The following is a 20,292-nucleotide window of genomic DNA, read 5'->3' as shown; positions in this document are numbered from 1 at the left end:
TCAGGCCTCCCTGACCAGTCTGAGAGTATCGCCCGCTTCCACTCTGAGCAGCTCCGACTGCTCGGGAGAAAGCACCAGGGATTGATCGGCACTGCACGCCAGACGCAGCGCGCATGCGCGATAGTCCGCCACCTTGGTATTGGCAACCAGCCACAAACCATCGGCTGGTTCAGGAATACCGATATCCACCTTTACAGTCTGGCTTTCGCCGACCGTACGCAGCGTAGCGGTGCGGGCTTGAACAACCGGTCCGCCATCAAAAATGTCCACGTAGTTGTCCGTTTCGAAACCTTCACGCATCAAAATATCGAACACCGCCTGAGCGGACGGATGTACCTGTCCGATCACCTCCTGCGCTTCGTCCGACAGCATTGGCACGTAGATGGGATAACCCGGCATCAGCTCCGCCAGAAAATTGCGGCCGCGACTGCTGCCCATCTGCTCTGCTTCGCTATAACTCACTGCAAAGAAATGTCGACCGACCGCATCCCAGAAGGGTGCGTTGCCCTGCTCATCGCTGATCCCGACAATCTCGGCAGCGGTGGCCTCGGCGAAGCGCTGCGGGTGATTTGCCATGAACAACAGGCGTCCCAGAGCGTTCAGTTCGCGTGCAGTGGATTGCGACCTGGCCGCGGGCTCCAGATGAAAGCCCGTCAGCAGACTATGCCCGGTCAGATCATGGCACAGCGACAGAACATGTATCCGGTTATGCAGGCCCAGCTCGCCCGACGCGTGCACAAAGGTCTCGTTACGAAACGTATAAAACGGCTGACTGAAACCCGCCGCCGCGATAACACTGCTGCAGCCTGCCAGGCGCCCGGACGCCTTGTCTTCCAGCACAAACAGGTAGCGCTCTTCACCGCTGAAGACCACCTCCTCCGCCATCGAAGCCTCTGACGCCTCGATGATTTCGACCAGGCGTTGGCGATCGGCCGGCAGCGCGGTAACGCCAACCGGACTGGCGCTGGCAAGACGCTCTATTTCAGGCAGGTCTGCCATGGTGCATAGACGTTGAACGAGCATTGACGACGCTCCGGCTCAGCCAACCAGATCGGTTAACGCATTGCGCAACCGCTCCAGCGCTTCCTGTATATCCTGCTGCGCGATGATCAGGCTCGGCGCAATCCGCACCACATCGGGACCCGCCTGCAGCACCAACAGACCTTCCCGCTGCGCAGCCTCCTGTATCTGCCTGGCCTGGCCCTTCCACGAGGGAGACAGCACAGCCCCGATCAACAGCCCCCTGCCACGCACCGATTCGAATACATCCAGATCATCAGCAATGGCCATCAGCCCATCGACCAACATCTGATTGCGCGCAACCACGCCGTCCAGTACCTCAGCAGTGTTGACGATATCCAGAACCCGCTCGGCGACTGCGCACCCCAGCGGATTACCGCCGTAGGTACTGCCGTGCGTACCGACGCCAAAGTGTTGGGCAATGCGATCGAAGGTCAACATGGCCGCGATGGGAAACCCACCCCCCAAGCTCTTGGCGCTGGTGAGGATGTCCGGTTGGACACTGCTGTGCATGTAGGCGAACAATTTTCCTGTACGTCCCATGCCGGTCTGGACCTCATCAAAGATCAGCAAGGCATCGTGCTCATCACACAACTGCCGGGCAGCTTCAAGGTATTCATCGCTGGCAAGAATGACCCCGCCCTCACCCTGAATGGGTTCGATAACGACCGCACAGGTACGCTCAGATATCTGTGCACGCAGCGCATCGATGTCGTTGTAGGGTACGTGGCTGATCCCCTCGATAGCAGGACCGAAACCCTCTGAATATTTCGGCTGACCTCCAACACTCACGGTGAACAGGGTACGACCATGAAAACTGTTGGTGCAGGCGATGATTTCGTGTTTCTGCGGCCCCACAATTTCATGCGCGCGCCGCCGCGCCAGCTTGAACGCAGCCTCGTTGGCCTCGGCGCCGGAGTTGGCGAAGAACACCTTTTCCGCAAACGTCGCTGCGATCAGCTTGGATGCAAGACGCAGCGCAGGCTCATTGGTCAGCACATTGGACACATGCCACAGCTTAGCGGCCTGTTCGGTCAGCGCCTCAACCAGGCCGGGATGCGCGTGGCCCAGCGCGTTGACAGCAATACCGCCCGCCAGGTCGACGTATTCTCGGCCCTGCTGATCCCAAACGCGGGAACCCGCCCCCCGTACCGGGATCATGTCCACCGGAGAATAATTTGGCACCATGACCCGATCGAAATCGGACCGGCTGACCTGCGTCGACTCTGTCATTCCGTTCTCTCCTGCTGCCGTTAGGTACGGCGTGAACACCTAGGTGATGAATCCGCCACCACACCGGGCGGCGGTCAAGATTTACTTGGCAGCCACGTCGGCCGCCTGCTGTGCCCGGCGCTGATTGCGATCCTCCCGGGGCGTGACACCAAAACAATTACGGTAGGCGCTTGAGAAATGCGGACCGGAAGAGAAACCGCAGGACAAACCAACCTGGATGATCGACTTACTGGTTTGCAACAGCATTTGCCGCGCCCGGTTCAAGCGCAGCTCCAGATAATACTGGGACGGTACGCTATTGAGATATTGCTTGAAGATGCGCTCCAGCTGACGCCGCGATACGCACACATGCCGGGCGATCTCATCGGTCGTGAGCGGCTCCTCGATATTCGACTCCATCAGGATCACCGCCTGCGTCAGCTTCGGATGCGTGCTCCCTAACCGGTTACGGAGCGGCACGCGTTGGCGCTCACTGCCATCACGGATGCGCTCGACTACCAGATCCTCGGCAACCAGCGCGGCCAGCTCAGCGCCGTGGTCCTCGGCGACCAATGTCAGGAACAGATCAGCAGTAGCCTGCCCCCCGCTACTGGTGAGTCGGCCACTGTCCTGCTCGAACAGCTGGGTGGTCGCCTGTACCGCAGGGAACCGTTCGCGAAACTCATCGATAACCCGCCAATGCACAGCGCATCGGTGCTCGTCCATCAATCCGGCCAAAGCCAGCGGAAACACCCCGCCTTCTATCCCGCCAAGCACCACGCCTTCGCGAATCATCTCGCGCCAGCGCAAAATCATGGAGGGAGCCAGGGATTCCGGCGGAACAAACAGGTCGGCGACGATCCAGAAGCGATCAAACACCATATCTTCGGACCAGGGCGCCGCGGGCAGCTGCCAGCCTTCTTCGCTGACAATCGGCTCTTCATTCAGCGTCAGGCATTGCGCGGTATAGCACTCGAATCCGGCCATCCTGTTTGCGGACCGCAAAACCGACAGACCAGCCATCATCGCCGCAGGGTGGCTACCCGGCCACATCAGAAAGGCGATTTTCCGCTGCTCAGATGACATCAGCCGACCTGCGCGCACTCGTCAACACGAATAAACTCCGCTCGAATCTCAAGCAACGCATTGTGCCACAAGCGCTTGAAACTGGCACAGCGCAGGCAACGAAAAAAGGCGCACCCGCGCGGGTACGCCTGCCGTTGAACCGCTGTGCGAAACCCTCAAGAGGAAGCTGCTAATCGCTTTTCCATCAACCGGGTCATTTCAGCGTAAACAGCCTCCGGATTGGCTTGCTTCAATGCCCAGGCCTGTCGGCCACTTTCGTGCGGCAGGATCATGAATTGTCCTGCTTCGCTCTGGGTATAGATGTTGTCCGCCACCTCTGCAGCCGAAATCGGCGAGCTCTGCAGCAGTTTGGCGATCTGATCTCTGGATGCCTGGTCCGGCCCACGGTATGAGTCCAGCAGGTTCGTCTGAAAGAAGGAAGGGCAGGCTACGCTGACCTCAACTCCCAGGGGCTTGAGCTCCGCGAGCAGGCTTTCAGATAGCGCCACCACCCCTGCTTTCGCCACGTTATAGTTGCTCATGCCCGGCGACTGCATCAGCGCCGCCATCGACGCAATATTGATGATGCGACCGCTGCGCTGCTTGCTGAACATCGGAACGAATGCCTTGCATCCCTTCACTACCCCCATCAGGTTGATACTCAGCTGCCATTCCCAATCTTCCAGGGTGAGATCCCAGAACAACCCTCCGGAGGCCACGCCAGCATTATTGATGAGGACATCGAGACCCTCCATGCGCTCCTGACAGCTCTGCGCCAGCGCCGCCAACTGGCTGAAATCACGCACATCGCAACGCTGGGTGAATGCCCACCCACCTGCCTCACGTATCATTGCAAGTGTTTCAGCCAGGCCGTCGTCGTGAATATCCGCAAGCGCCAGCTGTGCGCCTTCCCGCGAATAGCGCAGCGCCAGCTCGCGCCCCAGACCGCTACCCGCCCCAGTTATGACTACCCGTTGCCCTGCATTCTGCATAATTGCTCCCGGTTCCAGGCGGCGCTGCGCCAGAACGCTCCGTTGCCCTGTTGTTGTTATTTGCTGCAGGTTCAGTTTAGCGTCACGTGGCCCGGGAACTCCTGCCAAGTGACCCAAAATAAACGCGGCGAATAGGCGGCACGCAGTCAGACGCTAGAACGGTAGTTCCTGTTGAAACGCTCATCGCCCATCGCCTCGATCTGACCCTCGATCAATGCCTCGAATGGCGTGAGCAGCAGACTGAAGTCGCTCCCCGGCTCGATGATACCCAGCGCCGTTACGCCTGCCTCGATAGTCGATAACGCGCCCTCCATCGGCGCCTTGCGTATGCGATAGCGGCTGTGCAACCCGGCCGGCAGCGCTACCCGCGGCAACTGCTGCAGTATCGGATTCAGATGCAGAATCCTGCGTGCCTTGCGCCAGGTCCCGTCCAGCAACACCAGCCGGCGGGGCCGGTTGTCGGCTGGAGCAGCGAGGAGCAACGTCGAGTCAGCGCCGGGAAATAACAGTTCAGTGCGCCACGCAGAATCCTGCAGTTGTTGATACACGTCGCTTTGCTCGGACAGTTGCTCAGCAATCAGCAGCTGCGCATTCCTCAAACCGCGAACCAGCAACCGTGCAGTATTGAGCGGATGCCGTCGTTCACTCGGATGCTGAATGACCAAAAGGTGGGTGCGCGAATCCAGGTCAGGGATCAGTTGGCACAAACAATGGCTGACCGGCCGTTCACAGGCTCGACACCAGGGTCTTCGATCGGATTGGCTGTGCGTCATGAGTGTAACCGGCGTCATGAGGGGAATTGATGGTAACCCGGCCCAGCCTATAGCAGAGCCATTTGTGATCCGGGCGGTGCGAACAGACTGCAGTCAAGGTCCATGTTCAACTCGGAGCGATTCAGCCCAAGCCGCTTGACCGCCAGGGCGAACCGCTGCGACAGCAGCGTGGCGAACACGCCTTCACCTCTGTAACGTTTGCCAAAGCTCGCGTCATACAGTTCGCCACCCCGGCACTGGCGGATCAGGCTGAGCACGTGCTCCGCCCGTAACGGCATATGCGTATCCAGCCATTCTTCGAAGAGCGGACCGACCTCCCGGGGCAACCGCAACAATATATAGGAAGCACTGCTTGCTCCGGCATCGCTGGCCACCTCAAGCAATCGCTCCAACTCGACGTCATTGACCATCGGGATAATAGGTGCGAGGAGCACGCCTACTGGCACGCCACGTGACGACAGCGCGCGGATGATTCTGAGTCGGGCGGCCGGGGCCGCGGCGCGCGGCTCAAGCGTGCATTTCACTTCGTTATCCAGGGTCGTCAGGCTGATCATGACCCGAACGAGCCGGTGGCGAGCCAACTCTTCAAGCAGATCCAGGTCGCGGAGGATCAGAGCCCCTTTGGTTACCAGCGTCACCGGGTGCCGGTACCGCAACAGCACCTCAAGGCATTCCCGCGTCAGCCTGTACTCCCGCTCCACAGGTTGGTACGGATCGGTATTAGCGCCAATATTAATAGGCGCACATTGATAACCCGGCTTGCTGAGCTCCCGCTCGAGCAGGCTGGCAGCGTTGACGCGGGCTATCAACCGGGTCTCGAAGTCCAGCCCCGGTGACATATCCCAATAGGCGTGACTGGGCCGGGCATAACAATACACACAGCCATGCTCACAACCGCGATAGGGATTGATCGAGCGGTCAAATGGAAGATCGGGCGACTGGTTACGGGTGATGATGCTTTTAGATTGTTCGATACGCACTTCGGTCGCTGCGGTCAGCGGCGCATCCTCCGTCCAGCCGTCATGGTCTGCTTCGCTGACTGTACGGGCGAAGCGATTGGCCGGATTGGTTAGCGTACCGCGTCCACGCAGACTGCGAACGGGTATAAGGCTGGCGTCTTTACTGTTCATGCATACAGTATATCCACCCAGCCAGGTTTCAGCGAACCACCGATCAGGCAAAAAAAAGCGATCTGTCCGAAGAAAGATCGCTAAAAGGCCTTGCGAGCCATGCTCTTGCCGGGCCGAGCGCACTCGACCCTCAATTCGATAAATCCGTTACAGCGCTTCAGGGACGTTTGATCGTCCGCGCTGGCTTACGGCTGTCGCGCCAGATAAACAAACCCACTCCCCCCAGAAACACGACCATCAGACCAACAGTCAAAATTCCTGCGATTACGGCTTCGTCGATAAACATGATAGGTGCTCCTGAACCTGATCCAGACTCAAGAATACACAGAGGTAGTAGAGGAACTATTGACCCGGATCAAGATTGGGTCGGTTATGCAAGTGCGGTAGGCGTGGAGCTATCCAGGACTCAGCGTTTCGGCTTTTTCTTGCGGGCTTTCCTGGACTTGGGTTTGCCGGATCCGGAAGATAACGGCAGAGCCTGCTCGAACCGGGCCCGCATGTTGTTGAGCCGCGCCTCATACAGGTCATGCCGGCGGCGCTGACGCGCCTCGACGAGGTCTATTACAGGAGTAGGGTCTGGTTCATTCGACATGGCGAATACGATATCAGATTTCGATATCGATCAGCAGTCCCTTGGCGGGCAGCTCAGGGGCCATCTCAGGCACGCCCTCCACTGAATACTCGGTCGGCTCAGTAAAACTGGCGCGCTTACGGCCGCGGCGGCGATCAGGCACCCGCTTTTTGTTGCGACGACGACGCTCCACCGGCTCGGCCAGCGTTTCATGCACCACTGGTGATTTTTCAGTGGGCGTAACGCCGCGCTTTGGCCTGGTAACCTCGGGTTGTGCGCCAAGGGGCGGGAGCCCTGGAATAAGCATGCTGTACCTCACGTGACCCTGATCAGGGATAGCCATGTCCATATTGAAGCTATTGACCATCGGATACCGCAGCTGATTCCCTGATATGAGAAATCGTTCACGCTTAAGTTATACGCCGCATCGGAACCATTCGCACGCCTGCCCTTCAGAGCGGCTTACGGCAACGACCCGCTGGCCTCGCTCGGACGGCTCAGGCGGCCCCATCCAAACCGTGGCCGGGCGGAGCCCGCCCGCTTACCGGTCAGCTCACCAAAATTTAATCCTGACCGGGAAAACGGAGCCGTTTTCCCGGCTGCTTGAGGTTTGTGAGGACTGCTGCATCAGTTAATATAGCGGCCTTTTTCAGCACGGCAGGAGTAAGGCATGACGGTATTCACCCCAGGACAACGCTGGGTCAGCGATAGCGAATCAGAACTCGGCCTGGGTACGGTGCTGTCGCAGGACGACAGACTGGTCATCATCCTGTTTCCTGCCAGCGGCGAAACGCGCCACTACGCACTGCGCAACGCGCCCCTTACCCGGGTGCGCTTCACCCCCGGCGACAGTATCAGCCATCACGAGGGCTGGGTTCTGACCGTCAGCGACGTGGTGGAAGAGAACGGGCTGCTGTTGTATCGCGGCCTGCGCGAGGACGGCACCCCTGCCGAATTCTCCGAAACCATGCTTGATAACTTCATCCAGTTCCGTCTGGCCAGTGATCGCTTGTTTGCCAGCCAGATTGATCCGCTACCCTGGTTCGGCCTGCGCTATGAAAGTCTGCGTCATTATTGCCGCATTCAGCGCTCTCCCCTGCTCGGCCTGGCCGGTGTCAGGACCCAGCCGATTCCCCATCAGCTGCATATTGCCCGCGATGTGGCCGACCGCATCGCTCCCCGTGTCCTGCTGGCAGATGAAGTCGGCCTGGGCAAAACCATCGAAGCGGGCCTGGTCATCCATCGGCAGATCCGTACCGGCCGCGTGCGCCGCGTGCTGATCGTGGTGCCGGAAAACCTGCAGCACCAGTGGCTGGTCGAGATGCGTCGTCGATTCAATCTGCGTTTTGCATTGTTCAATCAGGAACGCTGCGCCGGCGCCGAGGACAATCCCTTCGAAGAAGAGCAACTCGCCCTGGTCTCGCTGGAAATACTGCTCGAAGATGACAAGGTCCGCGACTATCTGCTTGCCTCCGATTGGGACATGCTGGTGGTTGATGAGGCGCACCATCTCGTCTGGCAGGAAGACGCTCCCAGTCCGGAATACGCGCTGGTTGAACAGCTAGCAACCCGGATACCCGCGATACTCTTGCTGACCGCCACGCCGGAGCAGCTCGGACAGGCCAGCCATTTCGCCCGCTTGCGCCTGCTCGACCCCGACCGCTTCCATGATCTGCAAGCCTTCCGCGAAGAAACCGTCCGCTATCAGCCGGTCGCCGAAGCGGTGCAGCAATTGATGGACGGTGGCGCACTGGCCCAGGCTGACCGCCAGGCAATCAGCGATTGGCTGGGCGGTAGCGCAGAGCAACTGCTTGATGCACTCGGACAACCCGGCGCACAAGCCGAGCAAGCGCGGTCCAGCCTGATCCGTCAGTTGCTCGACCGTCATGGAACCGGCCGCGTACTGTATCGCAATACCCGCGCCGCGATTGCCGGCTTTCCCGAGCGCGAGCTGCATCCTCATCCCCTACCCTGCCCGGACATTTATGCGGACCTGGAAGGCCGCACCGCGCTATATCCCGAAGTGGGGCTACAGGACGAATTCGAGCCGGTCGAAACGGCCTGGTGGCAGGACGACCCGCGCGTCGACTGGTTGATCGACACTCTGAAACTGCTCAAACGCAGCAAGGTGCTGGTGATTTGTGCCCACGCCGAAACGGCGCTGGATCTGGATGATGCGTTGCGCGTGCGCAGCGGCATACCCGCCACCGTGTTTCATGAGGGTATGAGCATTGTTGAACGGGACCGGGCTGCCGCCTTCTTCGCCGATGAAGAGTTTGGCGCCCAGGTAATGATCTGTTCGGAAATTGGCAGCGAGGGCCGCAACTTCCAGTTTGCCCATCACCTGGTGATGTTCGATCTGCCGACCCACCCCGACCTGCTTGAACAACGCATCGGGCGACTCGATCGTATCGGTCAGCGCGAAGTGATCCAGTTGCACATTCCCTACCTTGAAGGCACTGCCCAGGAAGGCTTGTTCCACTGGTATCACGATGCGCTCAATGCGTTCCAGGCCACCTCGCCGACTGGCAGTGCGATCCAGCATGAATTTGGCGCCCAGCTGCTGCACCTGCTGGATCACCCTGACGACGCCGCCTGGTCAAGCCTGATCGAGCAGGCGCTGGCGCGTCGCATGGCGCTGGAAGAAGAGATGCACAACGGTCGCGATCGCCTGCTGGAGCTGCATTCGCGCGGTCACGGCGACGCTGAAGAAATGATCGAAACCATTGAGCAGCAGGACAACGATTTTCAGCTGCCTATCTATATGGAGCGGTTGTTCGATGTCTTCGGCGTGGACAGCGAAGACCATTCGGATAATGCGCTGGTTCTGCGACCGGGCGAGCGGATGCTGGATGCCGGCTTCCCGCTGGGCGACGATGAAGGCGTCACCATCACCTACGATCGCGAAACCGCGCTGACCCGTGAGGACATGCAGTTCATCACCTGGGAGCATCCAATGCTCGAAGGCGGAATGGATCTGGTGCTGTCCGGCAGCATGGGTAACAGCTCAGTCGCGTTGCTGAAGAACAAGGCCTTGAAGCCAGGGACCATGCTGCTTGAATGCCTGTTTGTCAGCGAGGCTATTGCACCGCGCGCGCTGCAGATGCAACGGTACCTGCCGCCAACACCGATCCGCTGTCTGCTGGATATCAACGGCACCGACCTCGGCGCCAAGGTTGCCTTCGAGACACTGGAGGCGCAGGTGGAAAACCTGCCCAAGCACCTGGCGAGCAAGATTGCCAAGAGCCAGCGCGACGTCGTCGAACGGCTGCTGGACCGCGCCGAAGCATTGGCCGACGTGCAGCATGCCGAACTGGTTGAGCAAGCCAGCCAGCGCTTTGCTTCCGATCTGGATGAGGAGATCAATCGACTCAAGGCGCTACAGCAGGTTAATCCGCTGGTACGCGACAGCGAGATCGAGACCCTGGAGAAACACAAGGTCGAAGGCAGCGTCGCGTTGCAGCATGCCAAGGTCCGACTGGACGCACTGCGGATGCTGGTGGCTGGGTAATAAAGAGGAAGTACTGACGCTTGGTTGCTGCGACGAAGCGTCAGTTATTCTGAATCGGGCAAACCAGTCCGAGAAAGCGTTGCAACGCGTCACGTTTGGCCAGCGCGTCCCGCCGGCCAAGAGCGATCAGCTCATTGCAGTATTCCGCTTCGAACAGCAAGTAGCTGACCACGCTGCCACCCGAGGCACGGGTGACGCCGCTACCGCGCAGAAACAGCTTCAAACCCGCAGGTAATGCCTTGCGGTGACGGCTTGCAATCAAGTCCAGCGGCTCGCTGGGAGATATCGTCAACACCTCAACCGGGCGGATTCCCTTGCCGGATATCCCTGAAGCGTGGGGCATCAGCGCTGTCAGGCGGTTCATGCGCTCGATCTGCTCCATGTCTGCCTCGAGGTTATCGACGAAGGTGCTATTGAGCAGATGCCCGCCGATTTGCGCCAGACTGGGCGGCGGCGGAGTCCGTCTTCGCCCGGGCCTGCTGGTAGCAGGCTCATTGACCGGATTGTCCGACACGCCAATCACCAATACCCGGTTTGCGCCGAGATGCAGCGCCGGGCTGATCGGCGTCCGCTGCCGCACGGCGCCGTCGCCGTACCAGTTGCAGTCCAACAGGACCGGCTCGAACAACAGCGGTATCGCCGCGGACGCAACCAGGTGATCAAGCGTCAATGGCGTCTGGATGCCGATACGACGGTGACGATTCCAGGGCTCGATGCGTTGATGCCCCTGATAGAAACAGACCGACTCGGCTGCCTGATAATTGAATGCACTCACCGATACCGCGCGCAACTGGCCCATCATCAGCGCCTCGTCGATCTTGCCAAACTGCAGGAGATTCCCCAACAGCTGCCGCAGGGGGCGGCTGTCGAGCAGCGAGGTCGGCTGCGCCCGGCCCAGTCCCAACAGATTGACGCGGGTCCAGCGCCAGGCCTGGGCAACCAGCCCGGGCCAATCGGTCCGGTACACCTGGTTGCAGCGAAATCCGCCCCAGACTTCGCGCATGCGCTCGACCCCGGCGTTGAAGTCCGAAGCGTTTGTGGCAAGCGCCACCGCGTTGATGGCGCCGGCAGAGGTGCCGCAGATAATCGGAAAGGGATTTTGCGAATGATCAGGCAGCAGCTCGGCAATAGCACTCAACACACCGACCTGATAGGCCGCCCTCGCCCCACCGCCAGAGAGAATCAGCGCAGTGCAGTCGGCTGGCCTGGTCCATGGCTGCGCCGTCATCAGCCGGACCTGGCAGTACGGCGGCGTTTGCGGCGCTGCCGCTTCGGGTATGGCCGCTCCTCACCTTCCGGACGCGTTTTGAATCGGCGATGAACCCACATATATTGCTCGGGCTGCTCGAGGATCGCCTGCTCAACCCATTGATTGATGCGCAGCGCGTCGGCCTCTTCATCGCCCACCGGAAAGCCTTCAAGCGGGGGATGGACCGTCAAACGGTAACCCCGGGCGTTAGGTAAGCGGGTCTGGGTAAAGGGAATGACCTCCGCTTTTCCCAGGCGGGCAAAGGTGGCGGTTGCGGTAACCGTGGCGGCCTGGACACCGAAGAAAGGGACGAACACGCTCGCCTTGCGGCCATAATCCTGGTCCGGGGCATACCAGATGGCGCGGCCTGATCGCATGGACTTGAGCATGCTGCGAACATCCTCCCGCTCTATTGCAAGCGCATCGGCGTTGTGACGCTCACGGCCGCGGCGCTGGATGAAATCGAAGGTGGGATTGGCGTGCTCGCGGTACATCCCGTCAATGGTCGCCTGCTGACCAAGCAGCGCTGCGCCGATTTCCAGCGTGGTGAAGTGCAACGACATCAGCAAAACACCCTGCCCTTGCGCTGCGGCATTCTGCAGATGCTCCAACCCTTCGATGCTAGCCAGCTTCGCCAGCCTGCGCGGCGGCCACCACCAGGCCATCGCCATCTCGAACAGCGCTATTCCGTTCGAGGCGAAGTTTTCCCGCAGCACCTGCTCGCGCCGCTCCGCCGTCCAGTCGGGGAAACACAGCTCAAGATTGGTCGCGGCAATCAGCCGGCGCTCGGGCATCAAGTGATACATGGCTCGACCAACCAGCCGCCCAACTGAGAGAATAGCCGGATAGGGAAGTTGAACCAGTAGCCATAACAGACCCATGCCCATCCATAGCAACCAGAAACGAGGGTGCAGCATGGCGCTGCTGAAACCGGGACGTTGCATACACCAACCATAACGGCGAAAACCGCATTCTACCTAAGCCGGGCGCGGCTTGCGATCAACGCGGCCAATCTATATAAGTGTGCCCACTAAACTGTGCTCCTGGATCCCACATGACTGCTGAAACTCACTCCGACAAGCTCGATAATGATCTCGCGTTCAATCTGAAGGGCGGCATGCTCACCATGACCGTGATTGAACTGATACGGCAGGAGCCTGAACGTTTTGCCCGTCAACTGGCGGAAAAGGTCAGGCAGGCGCCGAATTTCTTCAAGGACACCCCGGTCGTCTTCAGCCTGGACAAGCTGAGCGACAAACTGGACGCCAGCACGCTGTCCGAATTGCTCCAGATCTGCCGTGACAGCGGCATGCAGCCCATGGCACTACGGGGCAACGAATCCTTCAGACCACTGGCACAACACTGCGGGCTTGTATTGATGCTGCCCGGCCGTGTGCGCGACAAGAGCGGCGACGGTGAGCGGCGCGCATCGCCTCCCCCGAAAAAACCAGAGCCGGCCAGACACGAGGCACCCGCCGCCACGGCTCCCGCACCGGCGGCTGCCGAGGGCATGCCCAGCAAGGTCATCACCCAACCGGTTCGCTCCGGCCAACAGGTGTATGCGCGCGGTGGGGACTTGGTGGTGCTGGCCTCCGTAAGCCCGGGGTCGGAACTTCTAGCCGATGGCAACATCCATGTTTATGGCCCGCTACGTGGCCGTGCCTTGGCAGGCGTAAGGGGGAATACCGAGGCACGTATCTTCTGTCAGTCGCTAGAAGCTGAACTGGTGTCGATTGCCGGACAGTACAAGGTCGCGGAGGATCTGCGTCGCCATCTTTGGAAAGAGTCCACACAAATTAGCCTTGACGGGGATAGCTTGAAGATAGTGCCCCTTTAACCGATACTGTCTAGCCATCCGAGGAAGCCCGATATCCGTGCTCTATGGCCGTTTCAGGCTCCTCAATAATTAGGTCTCGAATACGCCGGAATTCACTCCCGGAGTGTTCTTTTTTTTACTCATCTGCGCTCCGACGGGAAGGTCATCTTGGCAAAGATCATAGTCATTACATCAGGCAAAGGCGGCGTCGGCAAAACGACTACCAGCGCTGCCATCGGTACCGGGCTCGCCCTTCGCGGGTTCAAAACAGTGATTGTCGACTTTGACGTCGGCCTGCGTAACCTGGATCTGATCATGGGCTGCGAACGCCGCGTCGTTTATGACTTCGTTAACCTTATCAACGGCGATTCCAATCTCAATCAGACGCTGATCAAAGACAAGCGCTCTGACAACCTCTACATCCTTCCCGCTTCCCAGACCCGGGACAAGGATGCGCTGACTCTTGAGGGCGTCGAAAAGGTACTCGAAGAGCTGAAACAGACCTTCGACTACATCGTCTGTGACTCCCCGGCGGGCATCGAGAAAGGCGCTCACCTGGCCATGTATTTCGCGGATGAAGCCGTGGTTGTGACCAACCCGGAAGTGTCTTCAGTACGTGACTCCGACCGCATCCTGGGTCTGCTCTCAAGCAAGTCCCGCCGTGCCGAAAGTGGCGAGCGCATCAAGGAGCACCTGTTGCTGACCCGCTACAACCCTGTTCGGGCAGAGTCTGGTGAAATGCTGACCGTAAGCGACGTAGAGGACATTCTCTCGATTCCGCTACTGGGCGTTATTCCTGAATCGCAGGCGGTACTTAAGGCGTCCAACCAGGGCGTGCCTGTGATCATGGATGAAATCAGCGATGCCGGGCAGGCATACGGCGATGCCGTAGACCGTCTGCTGGGCGAATCCAAACCGCACCGTTTCCTCGAAGCCCAGAAGAAATCATTGCTGCAGCGACTGTTCGGAGGTCGATAATGAGCCTGTTCGACTATTTCCGAGACCGGAAAAAGCCTGCAAAAACCGCTTCGGTCGCTAAAGAGCGTCTTCAGATCATCGTTGCTCATGAACGCGGTCAGCGTTCACAGCCCGATTACCTGCCGAAGTTGCAGCAGGAAATCATCGATGTGATCAGCAAATACGTTCAGATCGACCGGGATCAGGTGCATGTCGCGCTGGATAACCAGAACGACTGTTCCATCCTGGAACTGAACGTAACCCTTCCCGAGCGTCCCTGACCCGACCGGCGCCCCTGTTCGGGGGGCGCCATGGAATTCGAATGCCATTAACCGATATCGGCATCCTCCATGAGGATCCGACCTTTCTGATCGTCAACAAACCTACGCTGCTTCTATCGGTCCCCGGCCGCGCCGAGGACAACAAGGATTGCCTGATTACGCGTCTCCAGGATAACGGCTACCCTGAAGCCCGTATCGTGCACCGTCTCGACTGGGAAACCTCAGGCCTGCTGGTTATCGCCCGCAACCCGGACAGCCACCGCGAGCTGTCGCGGCAGTTCCACGACCGCGAAACCGAGAAGACATACATAGCCCTGTGCTGGGGTCAGCCTGATCACGACTCGGGACACATCGATCTGCCTTTGCGCTACGATCCTCCGAACAAACCGCGGCATATCGTCGATCATGAGCTGGGAAAGTCCGCGCAAACCTTCTGGCGCGTACTTGAACGTCTTGACGACCACTGCCGTGTCGAGCTGACTCCGATTACCGGTCGATCACACCAGTTGCGGGTGCATATGCTTGCTATCGGGCATCCGCTGCTCGGCGACCGACTCTACGCCGAGGACGAGGCGCTTGCAGCCTGCCCGCGGTTGGCTCTGCATGCGGCCCGTCTGGGATTGAAGCATCCGTTGAACGGCGAGCGCATGGTATTCGAGAGCCCCGCACCCTTCTGACAGCCGCGGGATCAGCACAGGATTCCTTACAGGAGTTTTTTTCATGCATCAGCATTCACTCAATCAAGCCCTTGCCGATTTTATTCAGGCTTCGCCGACGCCCTTTCACGCAACCGAAAACCTGACCCGGCAATTGCTGGCAGACGGATTCCAGCAGCTGGATGAACGTGACGAATGGACGCTACAGCCCGGCGGCAAATATCTGATCACTCGCAACAGCTCGTCTCTGATTGCATTCAATTTGGGCGACAGCGGCTCCTTTGATCAAGGCATACGGATAGTCGGGGCCCACACTGACAGTCCCTGCCTGCGTGTCAAACCGCAACCCGAACTGAACCAGCTTGGACTCTGGCAACTGGCCGTTGAAGTCTACGGCGGCGCTCTGCTGGCGCCCTGGTTCGACCGCGACCTGTCCATAGCCGGCAGGGTTACCTTCCGCACCCGCGAAGGCCGGCTCGACAGCCGTCTGATCAATTTCGAACGCCCGATAGCAGTGATCCCCAGCCTAGCAATCCACCTCAATCGCGGCGTTAACGACGGGCTGGCTATCAATGCCCAGACGGATCTGCCGCCGATTCTTGCGATGGCGCTCGAGCCGCAACGTGATTTCCGTGCGCTGCTTGGCGCTCAGCTGGCACAGGAACATCCCGACTGCCAGGCGGATCAGGTACTGGATTACGAACTGAGCTTCTTTGATACCCAAGCGCCCGCCACTATCGGGCTGGAGAACGACTTTTTCGCTTCGGCACGCCTTGATAATCTTCTGTCTTGTCACGCAGGCCTGCAGGCGCTGCTGAAAAGCAGCGGCAAGCAGCCTTCGCTGCTGATATGCACCGATCATGAGGAAGTGGGTTCGACCTCAGCCTCCGGCGCCGACGGACCCTTCCTGGAAGACGTATTGAGCCGGCTGATTCCGGACGCGAGCAAGCGCATCCAGGTGATTCAGCGGTCGATGATGGTTTCCGCAGATAATGCCCACGCCGTGCACCCGAATTTCGCTGATCGTCACGACACCAATCATGGCCCCAGACTGAATGCCGGGCCGGTCATCAAGATCAACAGCAACCAGCGCTACGCCACCAGCAGCGAGACCGCCGCCTATTTCCGTCATCTGTGTAACGAAGCCGATGTACCGGTACAGAGTTTTGTGGTGCGTAGCGACATGGGGTGCGGCAGCACCATCGGGCCGATTACTGCCAGCCGGCTCGGCGTGCGGACAGTGGACGTGGGCGTGCCTACGTTTGCCATGCATTCCATTCGTGAGCTGGCCGGCAGCCGGGACGCCGAGTATCTGATTACTGTGCTGACCCGCTTTTACGAGAGCGAGCAGCTGTTCTAGGCGCGCCCCGCGACACCAGGGCCCAGTCATGGACTGGGCCCGTTTGCTTACTGGTTGACCAGAATGATCTTGCCGATCACCTTGTCCGATGCCAGCTCGGCGAAGGCCGATTCTGCGTCCTCAAAGGGGAAGGTTCTTGCCATTAGCGGCTTCAGCTCTCCTTTGGCGAACAAGGGCCACAGGCGCTGCTCCATACGGCTCAATAGCTCCGCCTTGAAATCGGCGTCCCTGCTACGCAGCGTTGAACCAATCAATTTGATGCGCTTGGCCAGTATCTTGGCCAGATCCAATGTCGCCTCGCGTCCCCCCAAAAGCCCGATCAGCACCCAGCGCCCGTCCCCTGCCAGCAAGTCGAGATGATCTTTGGCGTAGTTTGCGCCGACTGGATCCAGCGCCACATTGAACGGCCCGCTTTCTTTCAGACTGGCAATCCCATCATGACGCAACGCGCCACCGCTGGCACCGAGCTCCCGGCAAGCCCTCAGTTTTTCCTCGCTGCCTAGCGTAACCCAGCAAGGATTACCCATGGCCTTGCACAGCTGGATCGCTGCGGTTCCGACGCCACTGGCACCGGCATGTATCAATATCTTCTCACCTGGCTGAGCGGCACCCAGCTCGAAGATGTTCAACCAGGCAGTGCTGAACACTTCCGGTATGGCCGCAGCCTGCGCCCAATCCAGCCCGTCCGGGACCGGCAAGGCATGCCGGCCATCCACCACCACCTCTTCTGCCATGCCGCCTCCGGCCAGCAGCGCGCAGACCCGGTCGCCAACGTTCCATCGGCTTTCGCCCTTTGTCTCGCAAACTTCGCCTGCGCATTCAAGGCCCAACACGTCGGTCACACCAGGGGGCGGCGGATACATTCCGGCCTTCTGCAACAAATCGGCACGATTCAACCCGGCCGCCTTGACGCGGATTCGAATCTGACCCTCCAACAGCTCTGCGCTGGGCTGTTCGGCCCAGGTAAGGGCCTTCCCCTCAACTTGCAATCCTCTCATGCTGCCTCCATAGTGCATTTGTCAACAATTGAAAAGGGAACCCATGATCCCTTATAAGACCTAACAGCATACTTCCTATCTATCTCTCCGGACACGATACCTACATGAGACTCCCTCAACCCCTGCGCAATACCTGCCTGGTTGCACTGCTGACCCTCGGCGGCAGTGTATACGCGGCCGAGAAACTCCCGGTTCTTGACGTGGAGAGCCTGCAACCCACCCGCGAGCAGCGCATCGCCAGCCTGAATACTGTCGAACTGCTCCGTCGCCATCATTACAACAAGATCGAACTGAATGATGCACTGTCCAGTGAGATATTCGACACCTATCTGAAGCAGCTTGATCCGCAACGCAGCCTGTTTACCGCAGAGGATGTCCAGGCGTTTGAAAAGCACAGAGTGAATCTCGACGACCTGCTTCTCAGCGGCGATCTCAGCGTTGGTTTTGATATACACCGCACGCAGATCCAGCGCGCCAACGAGCGTGTGATTTATGCTTTGAGCCTGCTGCACCAAGGGCTTGAAGATATGGACTTCGAAAGCGACCAGCAGATTCGCCTGGACCGTGAAGATGCAGAGTGGGCGGCTAACAAGACTGCACTCGAGGAGCTCTGGTACCGCCAGATCAAGGATGAAGTCCTTCGACTGAAACTCGCCGGACGCGATACCGATGCGATCGCAGAGCTGCTTGAGAAACGCTACAGAAGTCAGCAGACCCGCCTGTCCCAAACTCGCAGCGAAGACATTTTCCAGAATTACATCAACGCGTTCGCCCAGGTATTCGACCCGCATACACAGTACATGTCGCCCGAGAACGCGGAAAACTTCGACATCAATATGAGTCTGTCACTGGAGGGAATCGGTGCGGTACTGCAGAGTGATGATGAATACACCAAGATCGTTCGGCTGGTGCCGGCCGGCCCCGCCGAGAAAAGCAAGCAGCTTTCGCCCGCTGACCGTATCGTCGGCGTCGCGCAGGAAAAAGGTGAAATGGTGGACGTCGTAGGATGGCGTCTGGATGAGGTTGTAAAACTCATTCGCGGACCGAAGGGCTCCAGCCTGACTCTTGAAGTGATACCGGCCAGCAACCCGACTACCGATCTGACCAGCCGCCAGGTCAAGCTGACCCGCGAAGCTGTGAAACTCGAAGACCAAGCGGCCAAAGCCGAGGTGCTGGATGTCCGGGAAGGCACCAAGGACTACCGCATCGGAGTCATCGAGGTTCCCGGCTTCTATATCGACTTCAAAGCCTATCGCCGTGGCGACCCGGACTACCGCAGCACGACACGGGACGTCCGTCGATTACTGGGTGAGCTGGCAGAGAAAGAAGTCGACGGCATCGTACTTGATCTGCGCAACAACGGTGGCGGCTCCCTGCAGGAGGCTACCGAGCTGACCGGCCTGTTCATCGATCAGGGCCCGACCGTACTGGTGCGCGATGCGCAGGGACAGGTGCAGGTGCTGGATGATCCGGAATCCGGCTCGACCTACACCGGCCCGCTGGCGGTGATGGTCAACCGGTTATCCGCATCGGCCTCTGAGATTTTTGCAGGCGCCATGCAAGATTATGGTCGCGCCGTGGTGATAGGCGAACCTACATTTGGCAAGGGCACCGTGCAATCCATTCAGCCGCTGAATCACGGTGAATTGAAGCTTACGCTCGCCAAGTTTTACCGTGTGTCTGGCCAGAGCACGCAGAACCGCGGTGTCATTCCTGACATACAGTTTCCCTCGCTGATGGAAACGGCCGAAATCGGCGAAAGCAATCTTCCCCGCGCCCTGCCCTGGGACACCATCCCGCCAGCGCGCTACCGTATGGCAGGTCAACTTGGGCCACTCATCGAACCGTTGAACGAGCAACATCAGAAGCGCGCTGCGAAGGATCCCGATTTTGCCTATACCATGGCGCGTATCGAACTGAATCGCACGATGAAGGAACAGCAGTTTCTGCCTCTGAATGAAACCAAGCGTCGTGAGCAGAAGGATAAGTTCGAGAAACAACTGCTTGAGCTGGAAAATAAACGGCGGGCGGCGCGTGGTGAAGAGTTGATAACCTCGCTCGAGGAAGACGACCCGTTACTTGAACAGGGGATTTCTGCGCTGACTGCAGAGCAGGATGAAGAAGACGATGAAACTGACCCCTTCCTCGCCGAAACAGGCCATATCCTGATAGACCTGCTTCGCCTGCATGAGCAAGTAGCAGCCGCCAGCTGACATAACAACCGCAACAGCAGCAACCTGACCGCCAGCGTCTCCCAAAGGACGCTGGCGGTTTTGCATTCGCCTTTCAAAGGTCTGCAGCCAATTGCTGGGTTCGTAATACCGAGGTCAGCTGCCGCGAGGAAGCCCCGAAAGCGGAACGCTTTTAAACTCCACTTCACGCCAATGCCCGCTCAAGCCAGCCGGCTGCCAGGGTGGAGCAAGTATTGAAAACAGGGACGTTTTCACCAAGCCCTTAGGACGGGTTCATGGCGTCTTGCGCAGTCCTGACAGGTGGCGGGCGAACTGCCCCGCCATTCGGTGACAACATCTCACACAGCGCAATCAATGCACTATTGGTTTGGTTCTGACGCGGAGTCAGCTGCCGCGAGCCGGCAGGGCCGCGCCGACACGCTGCAAGTACGTCCCTGTAAGCTCGTCGATGACGTCCCTGTCATCGCACGGTCGGCTCAACCCTGTCGCCTCGCTTCGCGGAAAGTATA

The 20,292-nt window shown here is 59.2% G+C and carries 19 protein-coding genes; 7 read left to right on the top strand and 12 right to left on the bottom strand.

Annotation, left to right across the window (positions count from 1 at the left end):
• The 9 genes from HG264_RS01365 to HG264_RS01330 form a co-directional block, all read right to left on the bottom strand.
• Positions 1-1,023: an arginine N-succinyltransferase gene (locus HG264_RS01365; RefSeq protein WP_169405978.1), complete on the bottom strand. Its 1,023-nt coding sequence runs from the start codon at positions 1,021-1,023 to the stop codon at positions 1-3.
• 15 nt (positions 1,024-1,038) lie between these two features.
• On the bottom strand, positions 1,039-2,253 hold the full coding sequence (locus tag HG264_RS01360; RefSeq protein ID WP_169405977.1) for an aspartate aminotransferase family protein: 1,215 nt from the start codon (positions 2,251-2,253) through the stop codon (positions 1,039-1,041).
• An 81-nt stretch (positions 2,254-2,334) separates the two neighbouring features.
• The gene (locus tag HG264_RS01355; protein ID WP_169405976.1) at positions 2,335-3,318 is read right to left on the bottom strand and encodes a GlxA family transcriptional regulator; all 984 of its coding nucleotides are present in this window, start codon (positions 3,316-3,318) and stop codon (positions 2,335-2,337) included.
• Positions 3,319-3,473: 155 nt separating this feature from the next.
• Entirely contained in the window at positions 3,474-4,289 is an 816-nt protein-coding gene (locus HG264_RS01350) for an SDR family oxidoreductase (RefSeq protein WP_169405975.1), read from the bottom strand.
• Between the two features lie 146 nt (positions 4,290-4,435).
• A complete protein-coding gene (locus HG264_RS01345; RefSeq protein WP_169405974.1) occupies positions 4,436-5,062 on the bottom strand; it encodes a tRNA-uridine aminocarboxypropyltransferase in 627 nt (208 codons plus the stop codon).
• Positions 5,063-5,109: 47 nt separating this feature from the next.
• A complete protein-coding gene (locus tag HG264_RS01340) occupies positions 5,110-6,192 on the bottom strand; it encodes a PA0069 family radical SAM protein (RefSeq protein ID WP_169405973.1) in 1,083 nt (360 codons plus the stop codon).
• Between the two features lie 157 nt (positions 6,193-6,349).
• Positions 6,350-6,478: a cytochrome c oxidase subunit CcoM gene (gene ccoM / locus HG264_RS18540; protein ID WP_256663735.1), complete on the bottom strand. Its 129-nt coding sequence runs from the start codon at positions 6,476-6,478 to the stop codon at positions 6,350-6,352.
• A 120-nt stretch (positions 6,479-6,598) separates the two neighbouring features.
• A complete protein-coding gene (locus HG264_RS01335; RefSeq protein WP_169405972.1) occupies positions 6,599-6,784 on the bottom strand; it encodes a hypothetical protein in 186 nt (61 codons plus the stop codon).
• 13 nt (positions 6,785-6,797) lie between these two features.
• Positions 6,798-7,070, bottom strand: coding sequence for a hypothetical protein (locus tag HG264_RS01330; RefSeq protein ID WP_169405971.1), 273 nt, complete (start codon positions 7,068-7,070; stop codon positions 6,798-6,800).
• A 363-nt stretch (positions 7,071-7,433) separates the two neighbouring features.
• Here HG264_RS01330 and rapA point away from each other — a divergent pair, with 363 nt between their 5' ends.
• Positions 7,434-10,274: an RNA polymerase-associated protein RapA gene (gene rapA / locus HG264_RS01325; RefSeq protein ID WP_169405970.1), complete on the top strand. Its 2,841-nt coding sequence runs from the start codon at positions 7,434-7,436 to the stop codon at positions 10,272-10,274.
• Between the two features lie 40 nt (positions 10,275-10,314).
• Here rapA and HG264_RS01320 read toward each other — a convergent pair whose 3' ends face one another.
• A complete protein-coding gene (locus HG264_RS01320; RefSeq protein ID WP_169405969.1) occupies positions 10,315-11,502 on the bottom strand; it encodes a patatin-like phospholipase family protein in 1,188 nt (395 codons plus the stop codon).
• Positions 11,502-12,467, bottom strand: a complete 966-nt coding sequence (locus HG264_RS01315) for a lipid A biosynthesis lauroyl acyltransferase (RefSeq protein ID WP_169405968.1) — start codon at positions 12,465-12,467, stop codon at positions 11,502-11,504. The genes HG264_RS01320 and HG264_RS01315 overlap by 1 nt, the downstream gene beginning before the upstream one ends.
• A gap of 110 nt (positions 12,468-12,577) precedes the next feature.
• On the opposite strand from HG264_RS01315, the gene minC reads away from it, so the two are divergent.
• From minC to HG264_RS01290, 5 genes are all read left to right on the top strand, one after another.
• The gene (gene minC, locus HG264_RS01310) at positions 12,578-13,360 is read left to right on the top strand and encodes a septum site-determining protein MinC (RefSeq protein ID WP_169405967.1); all 783 of its coding nucleotides are present in this window, start codon (positions 12,578-12,580) and stop codon (positions 13,358-13,360) included.
• 147 nt (positions 13,361-13,507) lie between these two features.
• Positions 13,508-14,317, top strand: a complete 810-nt coding sequence (gene minD / locus HG264_RS01305; RefSeq protein ID WP_169405966.1) for a septum site-determining protein MinD — start codon at positions 13,508-13,510, stop codon at positions 14,315-14,317.
• A complete protein-coding gene (gene minE, locus HG264_RS01300) occupies positions 14,317-14,577 on the top strand; it encodes a cell division topological specificity factor MinE (protein ID WP_169405965.1) in 261 nt (86 codons plus the stop codon). Before minD ends, minE begins: the two co-directional genes overlap by 1 nt.
• Positions 14,578-14,618: 41 nt before the next feature.
• Positions 14,619-15,254 (top strand): RluA family pseudouridine synthase, encoded by a 636-nt coding sequence (locus HG264_RS01295; RefSeq protein ID WP_169405964.1) that lies wholly within the window; start codon positions 14,619-14,621, stop codon positions 15,252-15,254.
• A gap of 43 nt (positions 15,255-15,297) precedes the next feature.
• Positions 15,298-16,593, top strand: a complete 1,296-nt coding sequence (locus tag HG264_RS01290; RefSeq protein WP_169405963.1) for a M18 family aminopeptidase — start codon at positions 15,298-15,300, stop codon at positions 16,591-16,593.
• A 47-nt stretch (positions 16,594-16,640) separates the two neighbouring features.
• Here HG264_RS01290 and HG264_RS01285 read toward each other — a convergent pair whose 3' ends face one another.
• Entirely contained in the window at positions 16,641-17,591 is a 951-nt protein-coding gene (locus tag HG264_RS01285) for an NAD(P)H-quinone oxidoreductase (protein WP_169405962.1), read from the bottom strand.
• 104 nt (positions 17,592-17,695) lie between these two features.
• Between HG264_RS01285 and HG264_RS01280 the strand changes: the two genes are divergently transcribed.
• A complete protein-coding gene (locus HG264_RS01280; RefSeq protein ID WP_169405961.1) occupies positions 17,696-19,804 on the top strand; it encodes a carboxy terminal-processing peptidase in 2,109 nt (702 codons plus the stop codon).
• Positions 19,805-20,292 lie beyond the last annotated feature (488 nt).

Origin of the sequence: Pseudomonas sp. gcc21 (assembly GCF_012844345.1) — a bacterium.
In the GTDB taxonomy this organism is placed as follows: domain Bacteria; phylum Pseudomonadota; class Gammaproteobacteria; order Pseudomonadales; family Pseudomonadaceae; genus Halopseudomonas.
The sequence above is the reverse complement of the archived record's forward strand: the minus strand, read 5'-3'. Positions and strand labels throughout refer to the sequence as shown.

Excerpts from the sequence above, each read along its gene's own strand:
- minE (WP_169405965.1), top strand. The coding sequence starts at position 14,317 with ATGAGCCTGTTCGACTATTTCCGAGACCGGAAAAAGCCTGCAAAAACC.
- HG264_RS01360 (WP_169405977.1), bottom strand. The coding sequence starts at position 2,253 with ATGACAGAGTCGACGCAGGTCAGCCGGTCCGATTTCGATCGGGTCATG.
- HG264_RS01315 (WP_169405968.1), bottom strand. The coding sequence starts at position 12,467 with ATGCAACGTCCCGGTTTCAGCAGCGCCATGCTGCACCCTCGTTTCTGG.
- HG264_RS01280 (WP_169405961.1), top strand. The coding sequence starts at position 17,696 with ATGAGACTCCCTCAACCCCTGCGCAATACCTGCCTGGTTGCACTGCTG.
- HG264_RS01335 (WP_169405972.1), bottom strand. The coding sequence starts at position 6,784 with ATGTCGAATGAACCAGACCCTACTCCTGTAATAGACCTCGTCGAGGCG.
- rapA (WP_169405970.1), top strand. The coding sequence starts at position 7,434 with ATGACGGTATTCACCCCAGGACAACGCTGGGTCAGCGATAGCGAATCA.
- HG264_RS01355 (WP_169405976.1), bottom strand. The coding sequence starts at position 3,318 with ATGTCATCTGAGCAGCGGAAAATCGCCTTTCTGATGTGGCCGGGTAGC.
- minC (WP_169405967.1), top strand. The coding sequence starts at position 12,578 with ATGACTGCTGAAACTCACTCCGACAAGCTCGATAATGATCTCGCGTTC.
- ccoM (WP_256663735.1), bottom strand. The coding sequence starts at position 6,478 with ATGTTTATCGACGAAGCCGTAATCGCAGGAATTTTGACTGTTGGTCTG.
- HG264_RS01330 (WP_169405971.1), bottom strand. The coding sequence starts at position 7,070 with ATGCTTATTCCAGGGCTCCCGCCCCTTGGCGCACAACCCGAGGTTACC.
- HG264_RS01365 (WP_169405978.1), bottom strand. The coding sequence starts at position 1,023 with ATGCTCGTTCAACGTCTATGCACCATGGCAGACCTGCCTGAAATAGAG.
- HG264_RS01345 (WP_169405974.1), bottom strand. The coding sequence starts at position 5,062 with ATGACGCACAGCCAATCCGATCGAAGACCCTGGTGTCGAGCCTGTGAA.
- HG264_RS01290 (WP_169405963.1), top strand. The coding sequence starts at position 15,298 with ATGCATCAGCATTCACTCAATCAAGCCCTTGCCGATTTTATTCAGGCT.
- HG264_RS01340 (WP_169405973.1), bottom strand. The coding sequence starts at position 6,192 with ATGAACAGTAAAGACGCCAGCCTTATACCCGTTCGCAGTCTGCGTGGA.
- HG264_RS01350 (WP_169405975.1), bottom strand. The coding sequence starts at position 4,289 with ATGCAGAATGCAGGGCAACGGGTAGTCATAACTGGGGCGGGTAGCGGT.
- HG264_RS01320 (WP_169405969.1), bottom strand. The coding sequence starts at position 11,502 with ATGACGGCGCAGCCATGGACCAGGCCAGCCGACTGCACTGCGCTGATT.
- HG264_RS01285 (WP_169405962.1), bottom strand. The coding sequence starts at position 17,591 with ATGAGAGGATTGCAAGTTGAGGGGAAGGCCCTTACCTGGGCCGAACAG.
- HG264_RS01295 (WP_169405964.1), top strand. The coding sequence starts at position 14,619 with ATGCCATTAACCGATATCGGCATCCTCCATGAGGATCCGACCTTTCTG.